This is a genomic window from Paenibacillus sp. FSL M7-0896 (assembly GCF_037975415.1).
Lineage (GTDB): Bacteria > Bacillota > Bacilli > Paenibacillales > Paenibacillaceae > Paenibacillus_AQ > Paenibacillus_AQ silagei.
In genome coordinates, this window is sequence record NZ_CP150250.1 from 6,555,055 (window position 1) to 6,579,058 (window position 24,004).

26 protein-coding genes, 1 rRNA gene and 1 other annotated feature are annotated in these 24,004 nt (G+C 51.6%); of the genes, 1 reads left to right on the top strand and 26 read right to left on the bottom strand.

What is annotated here, in order from left to right; all coding sequences use genetic code 11:
* Positions 1-96: 96 nt before the first annotated feature.
* The 17 genes from rplL to MKY12_RS28485 form a co-directional block, all read right to left on the bottom strand.
* Positions 97-456 carry a 50S ribosomal protein L7/L12 gene (gene rplL, locus MKY12_RS28405; protein ID WP_036721862.1) on the bottom strand — a complete coding sequence of 120 codons (360 nt, stop codon included), beginning with the start codon at positions 454-456 and terminating at the stop codon, positions 97-99.
* A gap of 63 nt (positions 457-519) precedes the next feature.
* Positions 520-1,023 carry a 50S ribosomal protein L10 gene (rplJ, locus tag MKY12_RS28410; RefSeq protein WP_036721864.1) on the bottom strand — a complete coding sequence of 168 codons (504 nt, stop codon included), beginning with the start codon at positions 1,021-1,023 and terminating at the stop codon, positions 520-522.
* Positions 1,024-1,087: 64 nt separating this feature from the next.
* Positions 1,088-1,241, bottom strand: a sequence feature (ribosomal protein L10 leader region).
* Positions 1,242-1,309: 68 nt separating this feature from the next.
* Positions 1,310-2,002, bottom strand: coding sequence for a 50S ribosomal protein L1 (gene rplA, locus MKY12_RS28415; protein WP_036692357.1), 693 nt, complete (start codon positions 2,000-2,002; stop codon positions 1,310-1,312).
* An 80-nt stretch (positions 2,003-2,082) separates the two neighbouring features.
* Entirely contained in the window at positions 2,083-2,508 is a 426-nt protein-coding gene (rplK, locus tag MKY12_RS28420; RefSeq protein ID WP_019908208.1) for a 50S ribosomal protein L11, read from the bottom strand.
* Between the two features lie 75 nt (positions 2,509-2,583).
* Complete coding sequence (gene nusG, locus MKY12_RS28425; protein WP_020427084.1) at positions 2,584-3,117, bottom strand: transcription termination/antitermination protein NusG; 534 nt, start codon at positions 3,115-3,117, stop codon at positions 2,584-2,586.
* Positions 3,118-3,138: 21 nt separating this feature from the next.
* Positions 3,139-3,330, bottom strand: coding sequence for a preprotein translocase subunit SecE (gene secE / locus MKY12_RS28430; protein ID WP_036692354.1), 192 nt, complete (start codon positions 3,328-3,330; stop codon positions 3,139-3,141).
* A gap of 21 nt (positions 3,331-3,351) precedes the next feature.
* Positions 3,352-3,501: a 50S ribosomal protein L33 gene (gene rpmG, locus MKY12_RS28435; protein WP_074086515.1), complete on the bottom strand. Its 150-nt coding sequence runs from the start codon at positions 3,499-3,501 to the stop codon at positions 3,352-3,354.
* Between the two features lie 362 nt (positions 3,502-3,863).
* Complete coding sequence (gene sigH / locus MKY12_RS28440; protein WP_036721868.1) at positions 3,864-4,508, bottom strand: RNA polymerase sporulation sigma factor SigH; 645 nt, start codon at positions 4,506-4,508, stop codon at positions 3,864-3,866.
* Between the two features lie 161 nt (positions 4,509-4,669).
* Entirely contained in the window at positions 4,670-5,191 is a 522-nt protein-coding gene (locus tag MKY12_RS28445) for an NYN domain-containing protein (protein ID WP_036692346.1), read from the bottom strand.
* A gap of 2 nt (positions 5,192-5,193) precedes the next feature.
* Positions 5,194-5,955 (bottom strand): 23S rRNA (guanosine(2251)-2'-O)-methyltransferase RlmB, encoded by a 762-nt coding sequence (gene rlmB, locus MKY12_RS28450; protein WP_076081731.1) that lies wholly within the window; start codon positions 5,953-5,955, stop codon positions 5,194-5,196.
* Between the two features lie 24 nt (positions 5,956-5,979).
* Positions 5,980-6,417, bottom strand: coding sequence for a ribonuclease III domain-containing protein (locus MKY12_RS28455; RefSeq protein WP_036721873.1), 438 nt, complete (start codon positions 6,415-6,417; stop codon positions 5,980-5,982).
* Positions 6,414-7,820, bottom strand: coding sequence for a cysteine--tRNA ligase (gene cysS, locus MKY12_RS28460; RefSeq protein ID WP_339311762.1), 1,407 nt, complete (start codon positions 7,818-7,820; stop codon positions 6,414-6,416). Before cysS ends, MKY12_RS28455 begins: the two co-directional genes overlap by 4 nt.
* Positions 7,821-7,871: 51 nt before the next feature.
* Positions 7,872-8,564, bottom strand: coding sequence for a serine O-acetyltransferase (gene cysE / locus MKY12_RS28465; protein WP_036721878.1), 693 nt, complete (start codon positions 8,562-8,564; stop codon positions 7,872-7,874).
* Between the two features lie 437 nt (positions 8,565-9,001).
* Entirely contained in the window at positions 9,002-10,465 is a 1,464-nt protein-coding gene (gene gltX, locus MKY12_RS28470) for a glutamate--tRNA ligase (protein ID WP_339311764.1), read from the bottom strand.
* Positions 10,466-10,523: 58 nt separating this feature from the next.
* Positions 10,524-11,012, bottom strand: coding sequence for a 2-C-methyl-D-erythritol 2,4-cyclodiphosphate synthase (gene ispF / locus MKY12_RS28475; RefSeq protein WP_209878851.1), 489 nt, complete (start codon positions 11,010-11,012; stop codon positions 10,524-10,526).
* Complete coding sequence (ispD, locus tag MKY12_RS28480) at positions 11,009-11,707, bottom strand: 2-C-methyl-D-erythritol 4-phosphate cytidylyltransferase (RefSeq protein ID WP_036721883.1); 699 nt, start codon at positions 11,705-11,707, stop codon at positions 11,009-11,011. Before ispD ends, ispF begins: the two co-directional genes overlap by 4 nt.
* Before the next feature lie 100 nt (positions 11,708-11,807).
* Entirely contained in the window at positions 11,808-12,896 is a 1,089-nt protein-coding gene (locus MKY12_RS28485; RefSeq protein WP_036721886.1) for a PIN/TRAM domain-containing protein, read from the bottom strand.
* A 209-nt stretch (positions 12,897-13,105) separates the two neighbouring features.
* Here MKY12_RS28485 and MKY12_RS28490 point away from each other — a divergent pair, with 209 nt between their 5' ends.
* On the top strand, positions 13,106-13,501 hold the full coding sequence (locus MKY12_RS28490) for a hypothetical protein (RefSeq protein ID WP_036692322.1): 396 nt from the start codon (positions 13,106-13,108) through the stop codon (positions 13,499-13,501).
* 170 nt (positions 13,502-13,671) lie between these two features.
* On the opposite strand, the gene pssA is transcribed toward MKY12_RS28490, so the two are convergent.
* The 9 genes from pssA to rrf all read right to left on the bottom strand — a co-directional run bounded on the left by pssA (position 13,672) and on the right by rrf (position 23,851).
* Positions 13,672-14,409, bottom strand: a complete 738-nt coding sequence (gene pssA, locus MKY12_RS28495) for a CDP-diacylglycerol--serine O-phosphatidyltransferase (protein ID WP_036721891.1) — start codon at positions 14,407-14,409, stop codon at positions 13,672-13,674.
* Positions 14,410-14,473: 64 nt separating this feature from the next.
* The gene (gene disA / locus MKY12_RS28500) at positions 14,474-15,550 is read right to left on the bottom strand and encodes a DNA integrity scanning diadenylate cyclase DisA (RefSeq protein WP_036721893.1); all 1,077 of its coding nucleotides are present in this window, start codon (positions 15,548-15,550) and stop codon (positions 14,474-14,476) included.
* Between the two features lie 13 nt (positions 15,551-15,563).
* Entirely contained in the window at positions 15,564-16,931 is a 1,368-nt protein-coding gene (gene radA / locus MKY12_RS28505) for a DNA repair protein RadA (RefSeq protein ID WP_036692317.1), read from the bottom strand.
* Between the two features lie 217 nt (positions 16,932-17,148).
* Positions 17,149-19,617, bottom strand: coding sequence for an ATP-dependent protease ATP-binding subunit ClpC (gene clpC, locus MKY12_RS28510; RefSeq protein WP_339311767.1), 2,469 nt, complete (start codon positions 19,615-19,617; stop codon positions 17,149-17,151).
* Positions 19,618-19,654: 37 nt separating this feature from the next.
* Positions 19,655-20,719, bottom strand: coding sequence for a protein arginine kinase (locus MKY12_RS28515; RefSeq protein WP_036721897.1), 1,065 nt, complete (start codon positions 20,717-20,719; stop codon positions 19,655-19,657).
* Between the two features lie 29 nt (positions 20,720-20,748).
* Positions 20,749-21,273, bottom strand: coding sequence for a UvrB/UvrC motif-containing protein (locus MKY12_RS28520; protein ID WP_036721899.1), 525 nt, complete (start codon positions 21,271-21,273; stop codon positions 20,749-20,751).
* 30 nt (positions 21,274-21,303) lie between these two features.
* Positions 21,304-21,765: a CtsR family transcriptional regulator gene (locus MKY12_RS28525; RefSeq protein WP_036721901.1), complete on the bottom strand. Its 462-nt coding sequence runs from the start codon at positions 21,763-21,765 to the stop codon at positions 21,304-21,306.
* A gap of 362 nt (positions 21,766-22,127) precedes the next feature.
* On the bottom strand, positions 22,128-23,300 hold the full coding sequence (locus MKY12_RS28530) for a GNAT family N-acetyltransferase (protein ID WP_339311769.1): 1,173 nt from the start codon (positions 23,298-23,300) through the stop codon (positions 22,128-22,130).
* A 434-nt stretch (positions 23,301-23,734) separates the two neighbouring features.
* Positions 23,735-23,851 (bottom strand): 5S ribosomal RNA (rrf, locus tag MKY12_RS28535).
* Between the last annotated feature and the right edge of the window lie 153 nt (positions 23,852-24,004).

Below are 24,004 nucleotides of genomic sequence, written 5' to 3' on the forward strand. Positions count from 1 at the left end.
GCTCCCTTATAGAGCAACCCCCTTGAACAAGTTCAAGGGGGTTGCGGAAACCGGAGAGAATGACTTCTGCTCCGGGGCAGTACCTATTGAATCAACTTATTTTACTTCTACAGCTGCGCCTGCTTCTTCCAATTTTGCTTTGGTAGCTTCGGCTTCTTCTTTGCTTACTTTTTCTTTGATTGCTTTTGGAGCGTTATCTACAACTTCTTTAGCTTCTTTCAAGCCAAGACCTGTGATTTCGCGAACGATTTTGATAACGTTGATTTTGGAAGCGCCAGCGCTTGTCAAAATTACGTCGAATTCGGACTGTTCAGCTTCAACAGCTGCTACAGCGCCGCCAGCTGCTACTGGAGCTGCTGCAGTTACGCCGAATTCTTCTTCGATTGCTTTTACCAGGTCGTTCAGTTCCAGTACGCTCATGCCTTTAATTTCTTCTAAGATTGTTTCTTTGCTCATGATTGAACCTCCATTATATTTGAATTGGTTTGTGGTCTTGATTATGAAGCTGGAAGCAAAGGCTTACGCGCTCTGTTCTTCTTTCTCAGCAACAGCTTTAACTGCAAGCGCGAAGTTGCGCATTGGAGCTTGAAGCACGCTAAGCAGCATGGAGAGCAAACCATCGCGGGATGGCAGTTCAGCCAGTGCTTTCAGTTGGTCCGCATCGATAACTTTACCTTCTACAACGCCGCCTTTCAGTTTCAAAGCGTCGTTCTTCTTAGCGAAGTCATTTAGAATCTTAGCTGCTACTACCGCATCAGTCTCGCTGAATGCGATCGCTGTAGGACCCGTCAGGACAGCGTCCAGATCAGTCAGCTCAGCTGCCGCAGTTGCACGGCGAAGCAATGTGTTCTTCAGGACTTGAAACTCAACGCCAGCTTCACGAAGCTGCTTACGCAGTTCAGTCACTTGCGATACGTTCAATCCGCGGTAGTCTGCAACAACAGTGGAGACACTGTTCTGCAGTTTGCCAGTCACAACATCAACCGCATCCTGTTTAGCTTGGATTACTTTTGCATTTGCCAATTATATACACCTCCTGAAAATTTATGTCACGGCGGTTATTCCGGAGAAACTCCGCCGTTCCTACGCAGGCATTAGAAAAGCCTCCGCAGATTCACGAAGGCTTGATAAAACGGAAAGTTAATCAGGCGAGCCTGGCACTTTTTGTTTCTATCACAACACCTCGGTAGGAAATTAAGCCCTACGGCACCTACTGTCTACGGTAAGCATATTCACATTTAAGATTGATCACCTTAATGTTTACAACTGTTATAGATTATCAAAGATAACTCGAGGAGTCAACCTTTAATTATCTGAAAGCAGCCGCGTTCACACGAGCGCTAGGTCCCATTGTGGACGAAATAGCGATGCCTTTAAGGTATACACCTTTGGCAGCAGCCGGTTTCGCACGGTTCAGAGCGTCCATAAGAGCTTTAAGGTTCTCGTTCAGTTGTTCAGCGTTGAAAGACACTTTGCCGATTGGCGCGTGAATTTGGCCCGCTTTGTCAAGACGGTATTCGATCTTACCGGCTTTGATTTCTTGAACAGCCTTGGTAACGTCGAAAGTAACTGTACCTGCTTTAGGGTTAGGCATGAGACCTTTACCACCGAGCAGACGACCCAGTTTACCGACTTCACTCATCATATCAGGTGTAGCTACGCAGACGTCGAATTCAAACCAGCCCTGTTGAATCTTGTTGATCATATCAGCATCACCAACAAAATCAGCGCCAGCAGCTTCCGCTTCCTTCGCTTTTTCACCTTTTGCAAATACAAGCACGCGTTGTGTTTTGCCTGTGCCGTGAGGCAGGACAACAACACCACGAACTGCCTGGTCTTGTTTACGCGGGTCTACACCCAGACGCACTGCTGCTTCAACGGTTTCGTCGAATTTGGCAGTTGCCGCCTTTTTCACAAGCTCTACAGCTTCTGAAGGCTCGTAAGTCGCTTCGCTGTTGATCAGCTTCGCGGATTCTTGGTACTTCTTACCATGTTTAGCCATGAAATGTTCCTCCTTTGTGGTATTAGCGGAAATTCCTCCCACATATTGCGGTCATGAATGACCGGTTCATCGAATACATATTAGTCTTCGATTGTGATTCCCATACTGCGGGCAGTACCTTCAACCATACGCATTGCAGCTTCAACAGATGCAGCGTTCAGATCGGGCATTTTGGTTTCAGCGATTTCACGAACCGCTGCGCGGCCCAGCTTCGCTACTTTTTTCTTGTTTGGTTCACCGGAGCCTTTTTCTACTTTTGCAGCGATGCGAAGCAGAACAGCAGCCGGAGGAGTTTTGGTGATGAAGGTAAACGAACGGTCTTCAAATACTGTAATTTCAACCGGGATGATCAGACCAGCCTGGTCGGCAGTACGAGCGTTGAATTCCTTACAGAATGCCATGATGTTGACACCCGCTTGACCTAACGCCGGACCTACTGGAGGCGCTGGATTCGCTTTCCCTGCAGGAATCTGCAGTTTCACCATTTTAATAACTTTTTTAGCCATGAGTGACACCTCCTTGCGTAAATAGTGGTATTCGAATGCTAAACAGCATTCTCCCACAAGAAACCCTTGTGCTTGTTATATCTTCTCCACTTGAGTGAAATCCAACTCCAGCGGGGTTTCCCGTCCAAACATGTTGACATGTACCTTGATCTTGCTTTTGTCTGCCAAAATTTCTTCCACGGAGCCCACAAAATTCGCAAATGGACCGACCATAATACGTACGGATTCCTTAATTTCGAAATCAATCTTCGCTTTAGGTTCAACCATGCCCATATGCTTCAGAATCTGTTCAACCTCTTCGGGTAGCAGAGCGGTAGGCTTAGAGCCCGAACCAGTTGAACCGACAAATCCGGTAACCCCCGGCGTATTGCGGACAACATACCAGGAATCATCAGTCTGAACCATTTCGACCAAAACGTAACCAGGGTAAACTTTGCGCATGACAGTTTTTTTCTTGCCATCCTTGTTTACCAGTTCTTCTTCCATAGGAACAAGAACGCGGAATATTTTGTCTTCCATGCCCATGGACTCAACGCGTTTTTCCAAATTGGCCTTGACCTTATTCTCATACCCGGAATAGGTATGAACAACGTACCATCTTTTTTCCATATCAAGCCACCTGGGACCTCTCTAAATAATCGCTTCAATCACAGCGGAAATACCGATGTCCAGAACCCAGAAGTAAAGAGAAATAACTACAATTGTACCGAGAACGATCAATGTATAGTTCTTCAGTTCTTTACGGCTAGGCCAGCGAACCTTTTTGAGTTCACTCCAGCTCTCAGTGAAAAAGGAAAACAAAGACTTGAAACTACGTTTCACGCCGACTACACCTCCAAAAGACTATCTGGTTTCGCGATGAGGAGTTTGCTCGTTACAGAACTTGCAAAATTTCTTCATCTCCAAGCGGTCGGGGTGATTTCGCTTGTTTTTGGTTGTTGCATAGTTTCTTTGTTTGCAACTTGTACAAGCCAAAGTGATAATTACCCGCATGATGTGCACCTCCCGAAGACGTACTTCTAATCATCAAATTAGAAGACGTAGATATTGATTCAAAAAAAAGCCGCGAATTTAGGCCTACCTAAAACACTTTAGCATAATATCAATGTCTGTGTCAACGAAAGTTTCCCCCATCGCACTGGGTAATTCCGGGTGCTGTAGCCTTATGCCATAAGTCATCTTTGATCCTGTTTCTTCTTTTACCGCTAGCTGTCTTCCATAATCATTATGCTGCAATCCGCTTGTGTATAAACCTGCCATCATCCAACGTTTCAGCAATTGTAAATTCGTCGTATCCAAATCTAGCGGACACTAAAAAAAGACTCGAGTCCCGAGCCTTCCTAGTCATTATATCATTAATTGTCACGCACTTCCAGATATCTTTCCAATTTACGTTTCACACGCTGCAAAGCATTGTCAATGGACTTCACATGCCGCTTCAAATCCTCGGCAATCTCCTGATAGGACCGTCCGTCCAGATAGAGCATCAGAACCTTGCGTTCCAGATCACTCAGAATCTCAGCCATCTTATCTTCCAGTCCGATGAACTCCTCCTGGTTAATAATCAGCTCTTCCGGGTCCAGTACCTGACTTCCGCATATCACATCCATCAATGTCCGGTCGGAGTCCTCATCATAGATGGGCTTGTCTAACGAGACATATGAATTAAGCGGAATATGCTTCTGGCGGGTAGCGGTCTTAATGGCGGTTATAATCTGACGGGTGATGCACAGCTCGGCAAAGGCCTTGAACGATGACAGCTTGTCACCCTTGAAGTCACGGATGGCCTTGTATAAGCCAATCATGCCTTCCTGCACAATATCTTCACGATCTGCCCCGATCAAAAAATAGGAACGGGCCTTGGCACGCACAAAATTACGGTACTTGTTAATTAAATGCTCCAATGCGCCACTGTCGCCACCACGGAAGATCTCGACAATTTCTTCATCACTTATGAAATCATACTCGGACAGCATTATTTCCTTGAGGTCGACACTCACCAAGAATCCCCCCGGCTGCAACGCAAGACACATCGTTACTTCTCGAAATATAGGAACAGTATATATTATGTTACCTTACACCGTCAACCGGATTTGTCCAAAAACAATCTTCAATAACATATTATGTCATTTTCTCGTGAGGGGCAACTGCTATTCCTGTCCTATTGCCTGCGCCAGTCCTCCAGCCGTTTACGTGTCTCCGGCGGCAGCTTGTCTTCAAGTGAGTGACGGGTCCCGCTCACGCTTCCCGGCTCGATCGCCTTCTTCACCTGCTTCTGGTTCTCCTCAATCTCAAGCCTCAGTTCCCTGGCTGAAATCCGGAGTGCGCCCTGGGCAAAAACGACATGCTGCTCCACAAAATCGCTGGTGGCTACCGAGATCTGTCTGCGGCGGTGCGTGAATTCCCCAACCAGCCGTTCGATGCATTCATCTGCCGTTTCCTTCTCCTTGGTGAAGAAGACCTGGATCTTCCCTTGTTCAAACGACCTGCCCAGTCCCGGCACACGGTAGGCATCGAATACGGCAATGACGCGCAGCCCGGAGAATGCCTGATAATCGGCCAGCATATCGAGCAGCCGGTCGCGTGCCCCCTGCATACCGGTCTGCGACAATGCCGCAAGCTCCGGCCAGCCGCCGATCATATTGTATCCGTCCACGAGCAGGATATCGCGCCAGTCTGCCATAGTTATCCCTGTTCTTGGCGGCGGCGGAGTACCTCGTACATGATTACGCCCGCTGCTACTGAAGCATTCAGAGAGTTGATTCTTCCGGCCATCGGCAGCTTAAGCAGCACATCGCATTTCTCACGGATCAGGCGGCCCATCCCTTTATTCTCATTGCCAATCACCACTGCTACGGGACCGGTGACAATATCCGATCCGAACAGATTCTGATCGGTATCCACATCCGTGCCGACTACCCAGACTCCCAGCTCCTTCAGCCGGTCAATGGTCTGTCCAAGATTCGTTACGCGGGCCACAGGCACATATTCGACTGCACCAGCCGAGGTCTTGGATACGGTAGCTGTAATCTGCGCAGAGCGGCGCTTCGGCACAATGACTCCGTGCACACCTGTGCAGTCAGCCGTACGCAGGATAGACCCGAGGTTATGCGGATCTTCAATTTCGTCCAGCAGGAGCAGGAACGGCGGTTCTCCCTTGGCTTCAGCAATTGCCAGAATATCAGCAACCTCCGTGTAGGCAAAAGGCGCCGCTTGCGCAACCACTCCCTGGTGCTGAACACCCGGTGCAAGCTGATCCAGCTTACGCTTGTCTACATGCTGAATGACAATGCCCGCCTTGCGCGCTTCCGCAACGATAGGTGCGGTCAGGTGCTTTTGTGCAGTTTCGGCGATCCATATTTTGTTGAGTGTACGTCCCGCTCTAAGGGCTTCAAGCACCGAATGCTTGCCTGCCAGTATTTCCTCTTCCGTTCTCAATTCTTCCATTGTTTTATCTCCTGTTCTGTATACTCACTTGGGGCGGTGCATCATATATTCGATACTGCTGTGAACAAGCTCCTGGATTCTCGCTTGCTGTCCTGTGTAATATAAATAGCCGATCATGCATTCAAAAGCAGTGGCGTGGCGGTATTCCAGCACATCCGCATTTTTGGGAATGCTGCCGGATTTGGCATTGCGCCCCCGTCTGACCACATCCTTCTCATCCTCGGTGAGCACCGGGTCCAGATAAGCAAGAATGTTGCTCTGAGCTCTGGCGGAGACCAGTCCGGTCGCCGACCGGTGCAGATGCTGGGGGCGCAAATTAGGCAGCGAGATCAGATACTGCCGGACTGCAACTTCGTAGATAGCGTCACCTGCATAAGCAAGGACGATTGGAGGCAGCAGATGGGCCGGCTTAGAGGGTTCATACGGGAACCAGGCGCGGTTCAGATCAAACAGCCCGTTCATTTGCGCCGCCACCGCATTCCCTGTGGAGTATCTTCCAGCAGAATTCCCAGCGCATTCAGCTCATCGCGGATTTCATCCGACCGGCTCCAGTTCTTGTTCTTGCGCGCTTCCACACGCTCTGCAATCAGGCGTTCCACCTCTTCACTTGCCACTTCTTCCTCAGCCTCTACCGTGAGGCGAAGCACCGCATTCATCTCGGCAAAAGCCTTCAGCAACGCGGCGAAGTCAGCCGGATTCGCCTCAGGATCAGCAAGCGTAAGGTTCGCCAGGCTCACCCAGTCGAACACCGCCGTAATAGCGTCCGGTGTATTGAAATCATCCTGCATCCGCGCATGGAAGTTGCTAAGGATAGCGGCCAGCCGCTCCGTAACCTGCGGACTTGCTTCACCCTTTGTCACCTCCGCCGCCAGCTCAAGGCGATGCTTCACATTGCCTTCAGCCAGAGCGATCCGCTCTACGCTTTTCTCAGCAGACAGCAGTGCTTCCTCGGTGAAGTTCAGCGGATTGCGGTAATGGCTGGATAGCATGAAGTAACGGATAGCACCCTGCTTGAAGCGCGCGCGGATATCCTTCACGAGGAGGCCATTCCCCAGCGACTTTGACATTTTCTCGTCACCGATATTCAGAAAAGCATTATGCATCCAGTAATTCGACAGCGGTTCACCCGTCAGCGCTTCGGTCTGGGCACATTCGCATTCATGATGCGGGAATTTCAAATCCTCTCCGCCGCCGTGAATGTCGATCGTTGTACCCAAATACTCACGCACCATCGCCGAGCATTCAATATGCCAGCCTGGACGGCCCTCTCCCCATGGACTGGACCAGTGCACTTCGCCCGGCTTGGCTGCCTTCCAGAGTACGAAATCCTCCTGGTTCTCCTTGCGCGAATCCACCTCGACACGGATACCGAAGCGCAGCTCCTCCAGATTCTGGCGGGACAGCTTGCCGTAATTGGCAAATTTCCCGGTACGGTAATACACATCTCCGCCGTTCTCATACGCGTAGCCTTTGTCTTCAAGCTCCTTAATGAACTCGATAATCGTGTCCATGCTCTCCGTAACGCGCGGATTCATCGTCGCCGGCTTCACGCCCAGCCCGGCCAGATCCTCCTGGTAGGCGGCAATGAACATTTCGGCAACCTCGGCTACGGTGATGTTCAGCTCCTCCGCCTTGCGGATCATTTTATCATCCACATCGGTGAAATTTGTCAGATAGCGGACCTCATTACCAAGCGTCTCCAGGTAGTTGCGCACCATGTCAAAAACAATGACCGGTCTTGCATTCCCGATATGCATATAGCCGTAGACCGTGGGTCCGCAGACGTACATCTTCACCTTATCCGGCTCCTGCGGTACAAATTCTTCCTTCGTGCGCGTCATTGTGTTGTAAATGTGCAAAGCCATTCTTGTCCCAACCCTTTCTATTGTCCCCGGATTTCTGAAATGCCGGTACTCTTATATTTCGTAATCGCCGATATATTGCTGGCTTTCGAGCCGCCGCTGTTCCTGCTTCTGCTTATCTTCAGCACCCATCTTTTCTCTTAGCTCCTCGATCTCCTTCTGCAGGAATTTGAGGGAATCAATCAGCGGGTCAGGCATCTTGGTATGATCCAGCCGGTCTGATACTCGTTCGCCGTTACGCTTAACCACACGCCCGGGATTGCCGACTACCGTGCTGTTGTTAGGCACTTCACGCAACACGACTGCGTTAGAGCCGATATTAGAATTATCGCCGATCCGGAAGGAACCCAGTACTTTGGCACCAGAGCCGATGACTACATTGTTGCCGACGGTAGGGTGCCGCTTGCCTTTCTCTTTGCCGGTCCCCCCGAGTGTAACTCCCTGATAGATAATAACATCATCGCCAATCTCACAGGTCTCACCAATGACAATACCCATTCCGTGGTCAATAAACAACCGGCTGCCGATGACCGCGCCCGGATGAATCTCCACTCCCGTCATGAACCGGCTGATCTGAGAGACCATGCGTGCCAGGGTAAACCAGCGGCGTTTATAAAAAGAGTGGGCCATCCGGTGTGCCCAGATCGCATGAAGCCCGGCGTAGGTGAAGACGACCTCGAACCTGCTGCGGGCAGCGGGATCATTGTCGAATACTGCCCGAATGTCCGACTTGATATGCTTAAACATCGCGGTTCCCCTCTTCTTTGAGATGCTATATTTCAAGTTACATTCTTATATTTCAACAAAAAACGCCCCTGCAGCATGATAGCTGCAGAGACGTTTAACCGCGGTCCCACTCTGCTTGAACATTCGTATATGCCAGAGCTGTTAAACTTCGCAGCCGCTGTATCCGGTGTTCCTCTTGGTGTCAGTAACGGCGACAGCCCGGCACAGTCTACAGCCCCGCACAGGGACATTCAACCATGCAGCTCACAGGTGCATCTTCAGCGGCAGACAAATGAATAACTCCCAGCCTGCTAGGGCATTCGCCCTTAAGCGGTTATTCTCTCTGGTAATTGTCTGTACACGCCTACTTTTCCTGATCCCAGCTATTCTTATATCCTTCTATCTTAGCGAAAAGCCGCAGAACTGACAAGGGTCTTCTCCCCTTGCATGTCTCTGCCCTAAGCGCCTTTGATTTGTGATTTCAGGCGTTCGATCACCCGGCTGCGGCCAAGCAGCGCAATCGTTGCATTCAAGTCGCGGCCATGCATCTGTCCGGTAAGAGCGACACGAATCGGCATAAACAGCGCTTTGCCTTTATGACCGGTCTCCTTCTGCACTTCCTTGATTAGAACAGCCATATGCGGGGCGCTGAAATCTTCGGCAGCCTCCACTTTGGCCAGAAATGCGGACAGCACTTCAGGAACCTGAGCTTCGGCAAGCACCCCTGCCGCTTCGGTCTCCAGCTCCAGGTGGCTGCGGAAGAACAGCTCGGAGAGGGCGACAATATCCGACGCAGCTGTCATTTGCTCCTGGTACAGTGCAACCAGGCTCTCCGCCCAGCCCTGCTGCTCCTCACTGAGCACCTCAGGCAGACGGCCCGCCTTCTGCAAATGAGGAATGGCAAGTGCAGCAATCCGCTTAGGATTGGCATGCTTGATATAGTGATTGTTCAGATGAGCCAGCTTGTTCGTATCGAACACTGCCGGACTCTTCGACAGACGGTCCGCCGTAAAGATCGAGATCAGCTCTTCCTTGGTGAAGATCTCCTCTTCACCCTCAGGCGACCAGCCCAGCAGGGTGATGAAGTTGAATAGAGCTTCCGGCAGGTAGCCGAGCTGATCGTACTGTTCAATAAACTGAATGATTGATTCATTCCGTTTGCTCAGCTTCTTATGGTCATCGCCGACAATCAGCGTCATATGTCCGAAGAGCGGAGCTTCCCAGCCCAGTGCCTCATAAATCATGAGCTGGCGCGGGGTATTGGAGATATGATCTTCTCCGCGCAGCACATGGGAGATAGCCATCAGATGGTCGTCCACCGCTACGGCGAAGTTATAGGTCGGAATACCGTCCTTCTTCACGATGACGAAGTCACCCATTTCTTTGCTGTTGAACGAAATGCTGCCTTTTACGATATCATTGAAGGTATAAGTGCGGTCTTCCGGAACAAGGAAACGGATGCTGGCTACGCGTCCCTCTACCTCAAAGGCCAGGCGCTGCTCCTCGGTCAGATTACGGTGTTTGCCGGAATAACGAGGGGTTTCGCCGCGTGCCGTCTGCTCCTCGCGTTCAGCCTCCAGCTCTTCCTCTGTGCAATAGCAGCGATAAGCCAGGCCGCGGTCCAGCAGATCCTGCCAGTAGACACGGTACAGATCCAGACGTTCAGTCTGGCGGTAAGGCCCGTATTCGCCGCCTACATCCACGCTTTCATCCCAATCAATTCCCAGCCACTTCAAATACTTCAGCTGGCTCTCTTCACCTTCTGCAATGTTGCGCTTAAGATCCGTATCTTCGATCCGGATAATGAATTTGCCGCCCAGATTGCGGGCGAACAGATAGTTAAACAAGGCTGTTCTGGCATTTCCGATATGTAAATGTCCCGTAGGGCTCGGTGCGTAACGCACCCGAACTTGATCCGCCATGGGTTTCCCTCCGCTTCATATTGGTTGAAATCAGGCCTTTATTTACGCTAAAGCCATCTCACGATGATATCACATCTTGCAGCAGACAAACAATAGATTGGGCGGCAATTCCCTCTCCGCGCCCTGCGAAGCCAAGCTGCTCGGTCGTTGTTGCTTTTACATTCACCTTCGATACGTCAGCGCCAAGCGTGCGGGCAATAATCTCCGTCATCTGCGGAATATAAGGTGCCATCTTCGGTTGTTGCGCAATGATGGTTGAATCGATATTCCCCAGCCGGTATCCGCGCTCACGCGCAAGTGCCCATACCTGCTCCAGCAGCTTCAGGCTGTCTGCATCCTTGAAGGCCGGATCGGTATCGGGAAAATGTCTGCCGATATCCCCCAGGCCCAGCGCTCCCAGTATAGCGTCGCTTACCGCATGCAGCAGCACATCCGCATCGGAATGCCCCAGCAGCCCCTTCTCATAAGGAATCGTCACTCCGCCGATAATACACGGCCTTCCCTCGACCAGCTGGTGTACGTCAAATCCTTGTCCTACAGCAATCATCTGTGTCCCTCTCCCCTGCTTCTTACTGTGAATTCAGCGAAATCCAAGTCCTCCGGCGTCGTGATCTTAATATTCATGTAGCTTCCTTCTACAACTGACACGGTAATGCCGCTGCGTTCCGCCAGACTGGAATCATCTGTCCCGAGAAAACCGTCCCGCTCTGCCTCCTCATAGGCGGACAGCAGATCGGACAAACGAAAAGTCTGCGGGGTCTGAATCGCCCACAGACTTCGCCGGTCCGGCGTTGACAGCACCTTGCCTTCACTGTCGACCTGCTTGATCGTATCCTTAACCGGTACTGCAAGCACCGACGCTCCGGCGGACTGCGCCCGCTCGTAGCAAGCTTCTATCTCGCTGTCTTGTACGAACGGCCTTACCCCGTCATGAACCATGACCCAATGGGTCTTAAGTTCATCCAGTCCGCGGCGTACCGAGTGCTGGCGCTCCGTTCCCCCGGGAATGACCGCAGCCACTTTATCCAGCTTGAAGGCTTGTACCCACTGCTTACAGCGCTGCACATCCTCTTCCCCGGTGACAAGCACAATCTCGGAGATCAGCTTATGCCGCTGGAATACCTCCAGGGTATGCACGAGTATCGGCTTGCCCTGCAGCAGCAAATATTGCTTGCTCTCTGCCGTTCCCATCCGGGTTCCTCTGCCTGCCGCTACGATAACGACGCCAACACTGTTTGACATGCTTTCGGCTCCTGTCTTTCTTTCACGTATACTCCCATCATAACGTGTTTGGCTGGCATTTCCAAGCCCGAAAGGGTGCTGCCGGAGGCCACAGCTGAACTTATTGTGCTTTTTCCAGAAGCTTCGGTTTGGCAAAAATCATCCGTCCTGCCGATGTCTGCAGCACGCTCGTCACCAGAACCTCCATCGTAGTGCCGATATAATCCCGGCCGCCCTCCACCACAATCATCGTGCCATCGTCCAGATAGGCTACGCCTTGTCCATGTTCTTTGCCGTCCTTAATCACCTGAACAATGATCTCTTCGCCCGGCAGAACCACCGGCTTCACTGCATTCGCCAAGTCATTAATATTCAGCACCGACACTCCCTGCAGCTCGCATACCTTGTTAAGGTTAAAGTCGTTGGTGACGACCTTGCCGTGCAGTACTTTCGCCAGCTTGACCAGCTTGCTGTCCACTTCTGAGATCTCCTCGAAATCCCCTTCATAGATCAGCACCTTAACGTCCAGCTCCTTCTGAATCTTATTCAGAATATCAAGCCCTCTGCGTCCGCGGTTACGCTTCAGCAGATCCGATGAATCCGCAATATGCTGCAGCTCCTCCAGCACGAACTCAGGAATAACAATCGTGCCTTCGATGAAGCCCGTTTTACAGATATCAGCAATCCTCCCGTCAATAATCACGCTGGTATCGAGGATTTTATGCTCCTGAGTTCCACGCTCCTCCGGTTCAGCAGAGCGTGCCCAGCGTCCGGTGTTCCAGAGCGAAGCCAGCTCCTCCTTCTTCTCCAGCCCGATCCGCAGGCCCATATAGCCCAGAGCAAGCGTGGCAGCTACCTGCAGCAGTTCCCCTGCTTTACCCAGCCAGGACATAGCGGGATACAGCAGCAGAGACAGCAGCAGACCTCCCGTAAGCCCTGCTGCGCCTGCAGCAAGCTCATTCATCGGGATACGCGAGCAATACGCGACCATCTCCCGCAGCTTTGAACTTGCCCATTCCGCGCATAAAGTCCCCGCAATCAGAAAAATAATGGCACCCAGCACCGCAAACAAAATGCTTCCTTCCATAGGCAAGCTATCCTCCAGTTTCCCAAGGCCTACCGGGAACCCTCTTTCTGCCGCGTGATATAGCGAATAACCGGACCAGGCTCCACAACACCCGGCAAGTATCAAAACAGACTTTTTCCACATAACCTCGCACCTCCTTTTATTCATCCATCAATCCTCTATACCTCACCAGTATGTTCCAATTTTTAGGACGATAATCCGGGGGCGCGTTATTTTTTCTGCAAGCCCCGAATTTCGTCCGGTTCTGTTGCCGTAAACTGCTATTCCTGGTTGAAAATGAGGGAGACCCTGGCATATAATGAATTCAATTCGAACCCAGGGGTGAATGGAAAATGAGCGCACCAAGTTTACAGGCCTTCCAGGATCAAGTCTCCGAACTGCTGCTCCGTCACCGTAGTCTTCTGGATGTCATGTCCAAGAACGGACAGAGCAGTGCTTCCGTCAACCGGGCTGTCGTCAAAGCCATTACCGAATGCGGCTGCATTCAACTGCATGCCACCAAGCAGGTCTTCGAGCCCACTCTAGGCCTTGAGCAAGCCAAGGAGCTTGCCGGAACCCATCTGGCAGGGGAGCTGTGTGAGAACTGCCGGGAGGTCATTGGCTCCGAGCTGGGCCGCGAGCTGTTCTACATGTCTGCACTCTGCAATTTGCTTGCTATCAATATGGACGAGGTTGTCGCCAAGGAATCGCAGAAATGCGCAACACTCGGGTTGTTCAACTTGTCCTGAGCAGACCGTCCGCGCTCTCCTTCATCCATTCCGCCAGCTTCGGGGGAACCGTATTCCGTATACTTCCCTTCCCGCAGGCAGCAAAAAGGCATTGCACTCTCCTGATATTCAGGAAAGGCAATGCCTTTTGTATATAGCGGTCTATGAATGAAATAAGTTCTGAAGAAGGGCTAACCGTTCTTGGAATGATATACCTTATCCTCTGAGCGTCTTCTGCGGCGGCGTTGCCGACGGACCTTAAACAGCCCTAAGCTCTGTCTGAAGCCATATAAGGCGTACAGCGCCAGAAGTCCAAAGATCAGCTTGGCAATCTGTTCAGGGAAGACCACCGCAACAGCTACAGCGATCACGATAACTACAGGTGCGCCTATAACCGCTTTTTTGGGAAAACCAATCTTCTTGAAGTTGGGATACTTCACTGTGCTGACCATCAGATACGACAGCAGCAGGGTAGCCATAATCATGAATGGTGCAGATACATCCTTATGGAAAAGTGCAAGCGTGGCCAGAACCCCGCCCGCAGCAGGAATCGGCAATCCTACGAAATATCCCGGAATCCCCGGGCGGACATTGAACCGGGCCAGACGTAAGGCTCCGAATACAGGGAAGATCGCCGTGACGGTCCATCCCAGTGCAGGATTCAGCTCCTGCAGACTTGTTAAATACATAATCAGCGCCGGGGCGACTCCAAACGAAACTACATCGGATAGGGAATCCAGCTCCTTGCCGAATTCACTCTCACATTTCAGCGCACGGGCCATCCGGCCATCCAGCCCATCGAGCAGCATCGCGATAATCACCATGATAGCGGCCATGCTCAGCTTGCCGTCAAACGCCATCATGATACCAAACATTCCAAGCATCAGATTACCAATCGTAAAAAGACTTGGAATTGATTTTTGTATCATTTCTTCACCTCAATTTTCCTACTTGTACTGCATGGGACTGCAACATTACGTGATTGTATGGTATTTACATTTGTCTGTCAATAAGAACTTGTTTCTGGAGCCGCTTCAGCCCGTCCTGAATATTGCGTGCGCGGACCTCGCCAATACCGTCCACTTCATCAAGCTCAGCTATGCTTGCCTTCATCAGGTTAGGCAGCATTTCGAAGCGTTCTACCAAATTGTGGATGATTACATTCGGCAGCCGTGGAATCTTGTTCAGCAGGCGGTAACCACGCGGAGTTACAGCTTCTTCGGAGGAAATGGCTGTTGAGGAATAGCCCAGCAGGCGGGCAATATGGTTGTCATCCATCAGTTCATCATCGCTGCTGCGCTTCAGCCCGGCAATGATCTCACGGATCTTCTCCTCCTGCTCTTCTCTGGCATAGTCTCTGTACAGCAGCCATGCTTCTTCCTCTGTATTTCCAACCAATTCTTCCATCTGCATACTGATCAGCCGGCCTTCATTGCCAAGCTCGTTGATGTAACGCTTAATTTCCATTTTGATTCTCAGCACCATCTCCACGCGCTGGATCACACCGACGACCTCGGCCACCGTCACAATCCCCTCATATTCAGAAGCGGACAGGTTGGTCAGCCCTTGTGTCAGAACGGCTCTGTACTTCTCCAGGGTCTGGATCGCCTGGTTGGCTTTGGCCAGAATCGAACCGATTTCCTTGAGTGCGTAACGGATGGAGCCCTGATACAGCGTAATAATATTACGGCGCTGGGAAATGGAAACGACCAGCTTGCCGGTCTGCTTCGCTACCCGTTCTGCCGTCCGGTGCCGGATTCCTGTCTCGATCGAAGAGATGGAGGAATCGGGGATCAGCTGCGTATTGGCGTACAGAATCCGCTTCAGATCCTCGCTCAGAATAATCGCTCCGTCCATTTTGGCCAGCTCGTATAAATAGTTTGGTGAAAAATCGCAGTTAATGGAGAAGCCGCCATCGACAACCTCCATGACCTCCGGACTATATCCGACAACAATCAGTGCCCCGGTCTTCGCGCGAAGCACATTCTCCAGCCCTTCCCGGAAGGGTGTTCCGGGTGCAGCCATTCTAAGCAGATCATTCATATTATCTGATGGATTATATTCTTTCATGTCCCTGTGCCCCCTAATCTAACGCGACCGCTAGTGCCTGTGCTACTGTGCTGACGCCTATAATCTGGATATCCTGCGGATGCTTCCAGCCCTTCAGACTCTTCTCGGGCATAATGACCCGCCGGAAGCCAAGCTTGGCCGCCTCTTTCACCCGCATCTCTGCGCGTGATACCCCTCTCACCTCACCGGTAAGCCCTACCTCCCCGAAAAACACATCATACGGCTTGGTCGGAAAATCACGGAAGCTGGAGGCAATGCTGATAGCGACAGCCAAATCCACCGCCGGCTCATCCAGCTTCACCCCTCCCGCAACGTTGAGGTAAGCGTCCTGATTCTGCAGGAACATGCCCATCCGCTTCTCCAGCACAGCAATGATCAGCGCCATCCGTTGATGATCCATACCTGTGCACATTCTGCGGGGCGAAGGGAAATGTGTCGAAGCCACCAGCGCCTGCAATTCAACAAGAACGGGTCTTGTGCCCTCCATGCTGGCTACCACCGCTGACCCGGCCACTCCGAGCGGGCGCTCAGACAGGAACAGCTCCGACGGGTTCTCCACCTCGGTCAGCCCGATTTCCCCCATTTCAAAGATCCCGATCTCATTGGTGGAGCCGAAGCGGTTCTTCACCGCCCGCAGCAGACGGTACGTATGATGGCGCTCCCCTTCAAAATAAAGGACACAATCCACCATATGCTCCAGCATACGAGGGCCGGCAATAGCGCCTTCCTTCGTTACATGACCAACAAGCACTGTGGCGATCCCCCGGATCTTGGCGATGCGCATGAATCTTGTCGTACATTCCCGCACCTGTGCTACACTGCCCGGCGCACTGGTTACCTCCGGCATAAATACAGTCTGGATCGAGTCAATGACCAGAAATTGAGGCTGAATCTGCTCAATCGCTTCCTCAATGCTCTCCATGTTCGTCTCACATAGAACGTACAGTTCCGCAGACAGCGCTCCGAGGCGGTCGGCCCGCAGCTTGGTCTGCCGCACAGATTCTTCCCCCGAAATATACAGCACGCGCAGCCCTTGTGTAGTCAAGGCATGCGAAGTCTGCAGCAGCAGTGTCGATTTCCCGATTCCGGGGTCGCCTCCGACCAGCACCAGCGAGCCGGGAACGATCCCGCCGCCAAGCACGCGGTTAAGCTCACCGATGCCCGTCAGAATACGGGGCTCCTTGTCACTTTCTATATTTATGATCGATTGCGCCTTTTCTTTACTCTGAAAAATAGGTGCATTCATGCCTTGTGTTTTGACTACGCTTTCCGTTTCCTCTACCATCGAGTTCCATTCCTGGCAGCCCGGGCACTTCCCGAACCACTTCGGTGATTCGTAGCCGCACTCGGTACAGAAAAATTTTGTTTTAGGTTTAGCCATGTGCACTCCTTACCGTCCGAACTTGCTAAAATTGCGGATATTTTACTCTTATTCAAAGTTTACCATTTCTGCACACTGAACGGAAGGACACTTAAGATCTAGTTTTCATTTGCGTCTTATTTTAGGCGTGTTAAGGTATGCCTGAGGGGCGGAAACAATTAAAGCTCCCGCCCCTCTATACGGAGGAGCGGGAGCTTTGTTTCATTTTCCGGAACAATTATTCAGTTTCGACTGTTTTCTCCAGGGAGACCTCGGACGGTGCTTCAACGGTGGTTACGACCAGTTCGCCGTTCACCTCATCAATGTTCAGGGAATCCCCCTTCTTGATGTTGCCTTTGAGCAGCTCTTCGGAGAGGCGGTCTTCGATATGCTTTTGAATCGCCCGGCGGAGCGGACGGGCACCGAAGGCCGGATCATAGCCCTCTTTGGCCAGGAATGCTTTGGCGCCGTCAGTGAGCAGGAAATCTACATCGTACTCACGCAGACGCTTGCGCAGCTCCTCGGACATCAGAGTCACGATCTCTGCGATATGCTTCTCATCCAGCGAGTGGAAGACAATGATCTCGTCGATCCGGTTCAGGAACTCAGGCCGGAAGCTCTTCTTCAGCTCTTCCATAACCTTGCCCTTCATGTTGCTGTAATCCGCGCCCGCATCCTGTACTGCGGTGAATCCAAGCGTCGAATTCTTCTTGATCGCCTGTGCCCCTACGTTCGAGGTCAGGATGATCAGGGTATTGCGGAAATCGACCACGCGGCCCTTGGAATCGGTCAGACGGCCGTCTTCCAGTACCTGCAGCAGAATGTTGAACACTTCAGGGTGGGCCTTCTCAATCTCATCCAGCAGTACAACCGAGTAAGGCTTGCGGCGCACCTTCTCTGTCAATTGTCCGCCTTCTTCATACCCTACATACCCTGGAGGCGCTCCGACCAGCCGGGAGGTGGAATGCTTCTCCATATACTCCGACATGTCGATGCGGATTACCGCATTCTCGTCACCGAACATCGCTTCGGCAAGCGCCCGCGCCAGCTCGGTCTTACCAACCCCGGTTGGTCCGAGGAAGATGAAGGAGCCCATCGGACGTTTCGGGTCCTTCAGACCCGCACGCGCCCGGCGGAGTGCCCGGCTGACCGCCTTAACGGCTTCGTCCTGGCCAATTACACGTTCATGCAGCAGGGCTTCCATATTCAGCAGGCGGTCTGTCTCTTCTTCCTTCAGCTTGCTGACCGGAATGCCGGTCCAGCTGGCCACCACCTGTGCGATATCCTCAGGTGTAACCTGGGAATCGGTGCGGCCCTGCTTTTCTTTCCACTGGTTCTTCGTAGTGTCCAGCTCTTCACGAATCTTCTGCTCGGTATCGCGAAGTGCAGCAGCCTTCTCGAACTCCTGGCTTTGTACTGCGGAATCCTTCTCCTTGCGGATATCATCCAGACGCATTTCCAGTTCCTTCAGATTCGGCGGGATGGTGTAAGAATTCAGTCTTACCTTAGAGCCTGCTTCATCAATCAGGTCAATGGCCTTGTCTGGCAGGAACCGGTCAGGAATGTAGCGGTCAGACAGCTTGACTGCTTCCACAATGGCTTCATCTGTAATCTTCACCCGGTGATGGGCTTCGTACCGGTCACGAAGACCGAACAGAATCTGTACAGCTTCCTCAGGGGAAGGCTGATCCACTGTGATCGGTTGGAAGCGGCGCTCCAGCGCGGCGTCCTTCTCAATATATTTGCGGTATTCATCAAGCGTTGTGGCACCGATGCATTGCAGCTCACCACGGGCGAGGGCAGGCTTCAGGATGTTTGAAGCATCAATCGCGCCTTCCGCACCACCCGCTCCGATCAGCGTATGAAGCTCATCAATGAACAGCACGATGTTGCCCGCCTGGCGAATCTCATCCATGATTTTTTTGAGGCGGTCTTCGAATTCACCGCGGTATTTCGTACCAGCCACTACAGAACCCATATCGAGGGTCATGACACGTTTGTCGCGCAGCGTCTCCGGAATTTCATTGTTGATGATCTTTTGGGCCAGACCTTCGGCAATCGCCGTTTTACCAACCCCAGGTTCACCGATCAGCACCGGATTATTCTTGGTCCGGCGGCTCAGCACCTGAATGACACGCTCAATTTCCTTGCTGCGGCCGATCACAGGGTCGAGGTTACCATCCTTGGCATAGGCCGTCAGATCGCGGGCCAGGCCGTCCAGTGTTGGCGTGCTGACGTTAGCCGGAGCTCCGCTGTGGCTGGAGGTGGCTTCACTGCTGCCCAGGAGCTGCAATACCTGCTGGCGGGCCTTGTTCAGGCTAATGCCGAGATTGTTCAGCACACGGGCTGCTACGCCCTCTCCCTCGCGGATCAGACCGAGCAGGATATGCTCTGTTCCCACATACGTGTGACCCAGCTTGCGGGCCTCGTCCATGGACAGCTCGATCACCTTCTTGGCACGAGGAGTATAAGCGATGTTGGTCGGTTGTTCCTGACCTCTGCCAATCAGTGTTTCCACTTCATCCTGTATCTTCTCCAGACCCAGACCAAGTCCGATCAATGCCTTAGCGGCAATGCCGTCTCCTTCACGAATCAGTCCGAGTAAAATATGCTCTGTCCCAATGTTGTTGTGTCCCAAACGTACGGCTTCTTCCTGCGCCAGCGCCAGCACCTTTTGTGCGCGTTCCGTAAATCTTCCAAACATCATATCTCCTGCACCTCCACGGATAATAAATATCTATAATTTAATGTTGTGATCCCAGTGTCTCCCGGAGCAGCTTCGCCCGGTACATATCGCGTTCAGTAGGCGACAGCTCGTCACCGAACAGCTTTTGCAGAAAGCCCGGCTGAGTCTTGACATTCAGCTCATTGAGCACTGAAATCGAAGGCCCTTCCAGAATCCCCAGATCTACACCAAGCCGCAAATCGGAGAGCCGCTGTGCCGATTCTTTCAGTTCCATCACAGCAGCATACGCCAGAATTCCGTAGGAGCGCTTGATACGGTCCGTAATCCGCAGAGCGGAATCGACCAGCAGGCGTTCGCGTGCGTTACGTTCATGCTCTATAATCTGGGTGACTACGCTGTGAAGATTCTCAATAATCTCATTTTCGGTCTGTCCGAGCGTAATCTGGTTGGAGATCTGAAAGATATTCCCTACTGCTTCGCTGCCTTCACCATAAATTCCTCTAACGGTAAGCCCCACCTGATTAACTGCGGACAAAATGCGGTTGATCTGATGCGTCATCACCAAGGCCGGCAGATGCACCATAACCGATGCTCTCAGCCCTGTTCCCACATTGGTGGGACAGCTTGTTAAGTAGCCTCTGCGGTCATCGAAGGCGTAATTGACAGCAGCCTCGAAAATATCATCGATGGCGGTTGCCCTTACCCAGGCTTCTCTGACCTGCAGCCCCGGGAACAGGCATTGAATGCGGAGATGATCCTCCTCATTAATCATAATGCTGACCGACTCGTCCTCATTAAGAATGACTGCCCCGCCTTTGGAATCATCCGCCAGGTTAGGACTGATGAGGTGCTTTTCCACCAGTACCTTTTTGTCCAGCTCACCCAGCTCATCCAGTCTCAGCAGCTCGAAGCTGCCGAAGTCGGCCGAAGCTTCACCCTGAAATACGGGGGCAAGCTGCTCCAGCACCTCCTCCGACTGCTCTCTTGAAGCGAGCAGCGGGAACGGAAGATGCTCCAGATTACGGGCGATCCGCATACGGCTGCTGATGACAATCTCGGAATGGCTGCCGCCGCAGCGCATCCAGTCACTCAGTGCTTGTTCGGTAAACCGGAGACTTGACATGCCCGGATCCCTCCTATATATCAAAGACTTTACTCTTGTGGCATTTCTTTTTCAAGCTTGCGGATTCTGTCCCTCAGCTCAGCTGCGGTCTCGAACTCCTCCTGCACAATACTCTGCTGCAATTCCTGCTTCAGCTCATCAATCTGGCGCTTGCACATAATCTGTGCGCCCGCCCGCTTGGGCAGCTTGCCGACATGTGCTGTACTGCCATGCACCCGCCTAAAGAGCGGGTCAAGCGTACTGTCGAAATACTTATAACAGGAGCTGCAGCCGAACCGTCCCAGCTTGCTGAACTGTGAATAGGTCATGCCGCAGTTTTCACAATGCAGCCCCTGCACACTTTGTGCTGCTGCTGACTTTCCCTTGCCCGAGCCTTCCAGATCCAGGAGACCGGAAAGCAAGCTGTGGATAGAGAAGCCTCCCGCAGTTCCGGGAATCAGTTCACCCTTCTCCCGCGCACAGCTTTCGCAGATATGAAATTCCGTCTTTTCCCCGTTCACAATCTTCGTGAAGTGGAGTGTAGCCGGTTTGACGCCGCATTCCTGGCATAGCATGAGCGGTGTCCCTCCTTACCATTTGACAAATTATTTGCCCAATAAAGAGATTAGCATAGCCTTCATAAGCTTGGCACGAATCTCATCCCGGTACGGCAGATTAACCGTCAGGCATTCCCGGGAAACCGCAGACCGCATCAGACACGCTTCACGTTTGGAGAGGAAGCGGGCCTCCTCCAGCTGATAAATCAGCCCTTCGGCAGAATTCTGATCAATATCATTCCCTATCGTGGAGTTCAGATGTGCGTATAAGGCGACATTCTGAGGCAGCTCATAGCGCTGAATCCGGATATATCCGCCGCCGCCGCGTTTACTCTCCACCACATATCCCTTTTCCAATGTGAACCGTGTGCTGATGACATAATTGATCTGTGACGGGACACAGGAGAACTGGTCCGCCAGATCATTGCGCTGAATTTCCACCGTACCTTCGGGACTTTCATGCAAAATATTCTTCAGATATTGTTCAATAATATCGGAGATATTACGCATCACTCATCCTCCAGTGTATAAGCATTGGTTAAATCTGTGCTGCGCCAACGCCTGCCGTCAGAAGACATGCTCTTAAGAACTTAACCCGGGCAATGTAATAAGAATCGGCTGCAATAGCCTCTGCCCTGCGCTTTTTCTCTAAATGTTACATTCCTGAGAACGATAATATCCGGCCTGCGTTGACTTTGACTTTCTTTGACTTTTTCATATTATAACATATTCTCGCTGAATGCCAAGGGGTTACTCTTATTTTTTACGTTTTGGCTGTATTGTATTCCGGTTGCCTGCTTCGTTCACTGAATGGAGGCGTTATGTATAGGACAGCTCCTCCCTCCCAAGGGAAGAGGAAGAGCCGTTCTCTGTCAGAAAAAATCGAATAATGCCGTCTCAGCCTGCGGAATCAGCGCTTCAAGCCAAGCGGTCGCCTCGGCAGTCCCGGATAATTGTCCGTACTTTGCCGCCTGAAGCGGACGCTTGTATCCCATCAGCAGCACAGTAAGCGTGCCGATACTGCATTCCAGGTCAGCCTCTGACCGCTCGCCCTGAATCCGGGTGAACGCCGCTCCCCCTTGCTCCGACACAGTCCACCGCCATAACCCGTTGTTCCATGACGCATGCTTATCTTCAATATAAAGCACCCACTCCCGGTCACCCTCCGGCACATTGAAGGTCATGTTCTCCACAAAAGCCTTAGCATTGACGATACGCGCCATGAAGTATGGATAATTCTCCTGCGCAATCCGCGGATCGGGAAGGAGGAAGGGAAGAATATCGTCAGCAGGCACCAGCTTCAGCTGTGCAGCCGTAATCATGGAGTCATGATTGGCCAGGAAGGTCCACAAGCCCTGGCGGGCAAGTTCGTTCCCATAGATAAACTCATCTATGACCAGCTCCTGCTGCACTATTTTATACAGCACATAGCCCTCCGGTTCACCCTGCTCTGAATAAAACACACAGGAATGCGTATCGTCATCAAGCACACTTTCCTTCCACCAGGTCTCAGTGCGCTGGAGAGTCCCGTTATACCTTATAGCGAATTGGTCGTACAGCTGCTGAAATACTGCAAGATCCGGGATATCGCGCTTCACGCTGCCCTTAATCTCCGTCTTGTGCGGGAACTTCCCTACCGGAAGAGTATACTTCTTATATTCACAGTAGATCTCCCAGCCGAATTTACGGTAAAAGGGAATCAGGAACGGATGCAAAAAGGACAATGTCTGACCGGCTTGATTCATCGTCTCGAGCGCATGGGTCAGCAGATGGGCTACATAACCCTGCCGGCGGTTCTCCGGCCAAGTGGCTACACCGGCGATGCCCCCCATAGAAATGGGCTTGCCTTGTATATATACCTCTAACGGAAGAAGCGTCAGCTTCGCACCGATACTGTCCCCTTCAAAAATCGCCCAGGTTTGTTCCGGTTTGAAGCTCTCCTTGGCGCGTACTCTGTCTTCTGCAGAAACCTTATACTTAAAAGCATATTCGGACAAGCTTAGGCTGTCCTCAAATTCTTCGGCACGTAATTGCCTGATTTCCATGCTGTTCCCTCCGTTACATTCCATAAATTAGCTCCAGATATTTGCTTAATAGAGAGTATAACAAGCCAAGCCGCCGGATGCTAATAAAGGCAGACCATCAGTTGCAAAAAGAATAGTTATCCACAGCTTTTGCACAGCAAAGCAAAAAACCGGAAAGAGTTTCTTTCCGGCTCAAAAGAGTTATCCCCGATTACATTTTATCTATCCACAATATTCACTTTTTATCCACAAAATCGGTGTATTACTTATGTTTTCGCTTGACTCATCCACAATATTGTGCGTGATTCAACCATGATCCGGGGATCATTCTGTTCCTGTAAAGGTATCCACATGTGCGCAACTTTTCTGTACTTACTGAAATCTATCCACAGCTTTTCCACAGCCCTGCCCGCACGCAAAAAAACCACTGTCGATTGCTCAACAATGGCTCATGTGCTTGGCAACGTCCTACTCTCCCAGGACCCTTCGGTCCAAGTACCATCGGCGCTGGAGGGCTTAACGGTCGTGTTCGGGATGGGTACGTGTGGAACCCCTCCGCTATCGCCACCAAACGGATTTTTTCCGGTCGGCTTACTCCCTGAATTTCTTCAGGAAAATAATCAACCTTCCAAAATAATCGCTACAGAAAATATCAAACCATCGGTTTAACATCCTGCCAGGCTTGATCGCCTGAAAACTGAATCCGAAACGAATCTGCGTGTTAG

Bases quoted from the DNA above. Each gene is read 5' to 3' on its own strand.
- rplL (WP_036721862.1), bottom strand. From the start codon at position 456: ATGAGCAAAGAAACAATCTTAGAAGAAATTAAAGGCATGAGCGTACTG.
- rplA (WP_036692357.1), bottom strand. From the start codon at position 2,002: ATGGCTAAACATGGTAAGAAGTACCAAGAATCCGCGAAGCTGATCAAC.
- rplK (WP_019908208.1), bottom strand. From the start codon at position 2,508: ATGGCTAAAAAAGTTATTAAAATGGTGAAACTGCAGATTCCTGCAGGG.
- nusG (WP_020427084.1), bottom strand. From the start codon at position 3,117: ATGGAAAAAAGATGGTACGTTGTTCATACCTATTCCGGGTATGAGAAT.
- rpmG (WP_074086515.1), bottom strand. From the start codon at position 3,501: ATGCGGGTAATTATCACTTTGGCTTGTACAAGTTGCAAACAAAGAAAC.
- MKY12_RS28445 (WP_036692346.1), bottom strand. From the start codon at position 5,191: ATGGCAGACTGGCGCGATATCCTGCTCGTGGACGGATACAATATGATC.
- rlmB (WP_076081731.1), bottom strand. From the start codon at position 5,955: ATGGAAGAATTGAGAACGGAAGAGGAAATACTGGCAGGCAAGCATTCG.
- MKY12_RS28455 (WP_036721873.1), bottom strand. From the start codon at position 6,417: ATGAACGGGCTGTTTGATCTGAACCGCGCCTGGTTCCCGTATGAACCC.
- cysS (WP_339311762.1), bottom strand. From the start codon at position 7,820: ATGGCTTTGCACATTTACAACACAATGACGCGCACGAAGGAAGAATTT.
- cysE (WP_036721878.1), bottom strand. From the start codon at position 8,564: ATGTTTAAGCATATCAAGTCGGACATTCGGGCAGTATTCGACAATGAT.
- gltX (WP_339311764.1), bottom strand. From the start codon at position 10,465: ATGGCGGATCAAGTTCGGGTGCGTTACGCACCGAGCCCTACGGGACAT.
- ispF (WP_209878851.1), bottom strand. From the start codon at position 11,012: ATGATTGCTGTAGGACAAGGATTTGACGTACACCAGCTGGTCGAGGGA.
- ispD (WP_036721883.1), bottom strand. From the start codon at position 11,707: ATGTCAAACAGTGTTGGCGTCGTTATCGTAGCGGCAGGCAGAGGAACC.
- MKY12_RS28485 (WP_036721886.1), bottom strand. From the start codon at position 12,896: ATGTGGAAAAAGTCTGTTTTGATACTTGCCGGGTGTTGTGGAGCCTGG.
- MKY12_RS28490 (WP_036692322.1), top strand. From the start codon at position 13,106: ATGAGCGCACCAAGTTTACAGGCCTTCCAGGATCAAGTCTCCGAACTG.
- pssA (WP_036721891.1), bottom strand. From the start codon at position 14,409: ATGATACAAAAATCAATTCCAAGTCTTTTTACGATTGGTAATCTGATG.
- disA (WP_036721893.1), bottom strand. From the start codon at position 15,550: ATGAAAGAATATAATCCATCAGATAATATGAATGATCTGCTTAGAATG.
- radA (WP_036692317.1), bottom strand. From the start codon at position 16,931: ATGGCTAAACCTAAAACAAAATTTTTCTGTACCGAGTGCGGCTACGAA.
- clpC (WP_339311767.1), bottom strand. From the start codon at position 19,617: ATGATGTTTGGAAGATTTACGGAACGCGCACAAAAGGTGCTGGCGCTG.
- MKY12_RS28515 (WP_036721897.1), bottom strand. From the start codon at position 20,719: ATGTCAAGTCTCCGGTTTACCGAACAAGCACTGAGTGACTGGATGCGC.
- MKY12_RS28520 (WP_036721899.1), bottom strand. From the start codon at position 21,273: ATGCTATGCCAGGAATGCGGCGTCAAACCGGCTACACTCCACTTCACG.
- MKY12_RS28525 (WP_036721901.1), bottom strand. From the start codon at position 21,765: ATGCGTAATATCTCCGATATTATTGAACAATATCTGAAGAATATTTTG.
- MKY12_RS28530 (WP_339311769.1), bottom strand. From the start codon at position 23,300: ATGGAAATCAGGCAATTACGTGCCGAAGAATTTGAGGACAGCCTAAGC.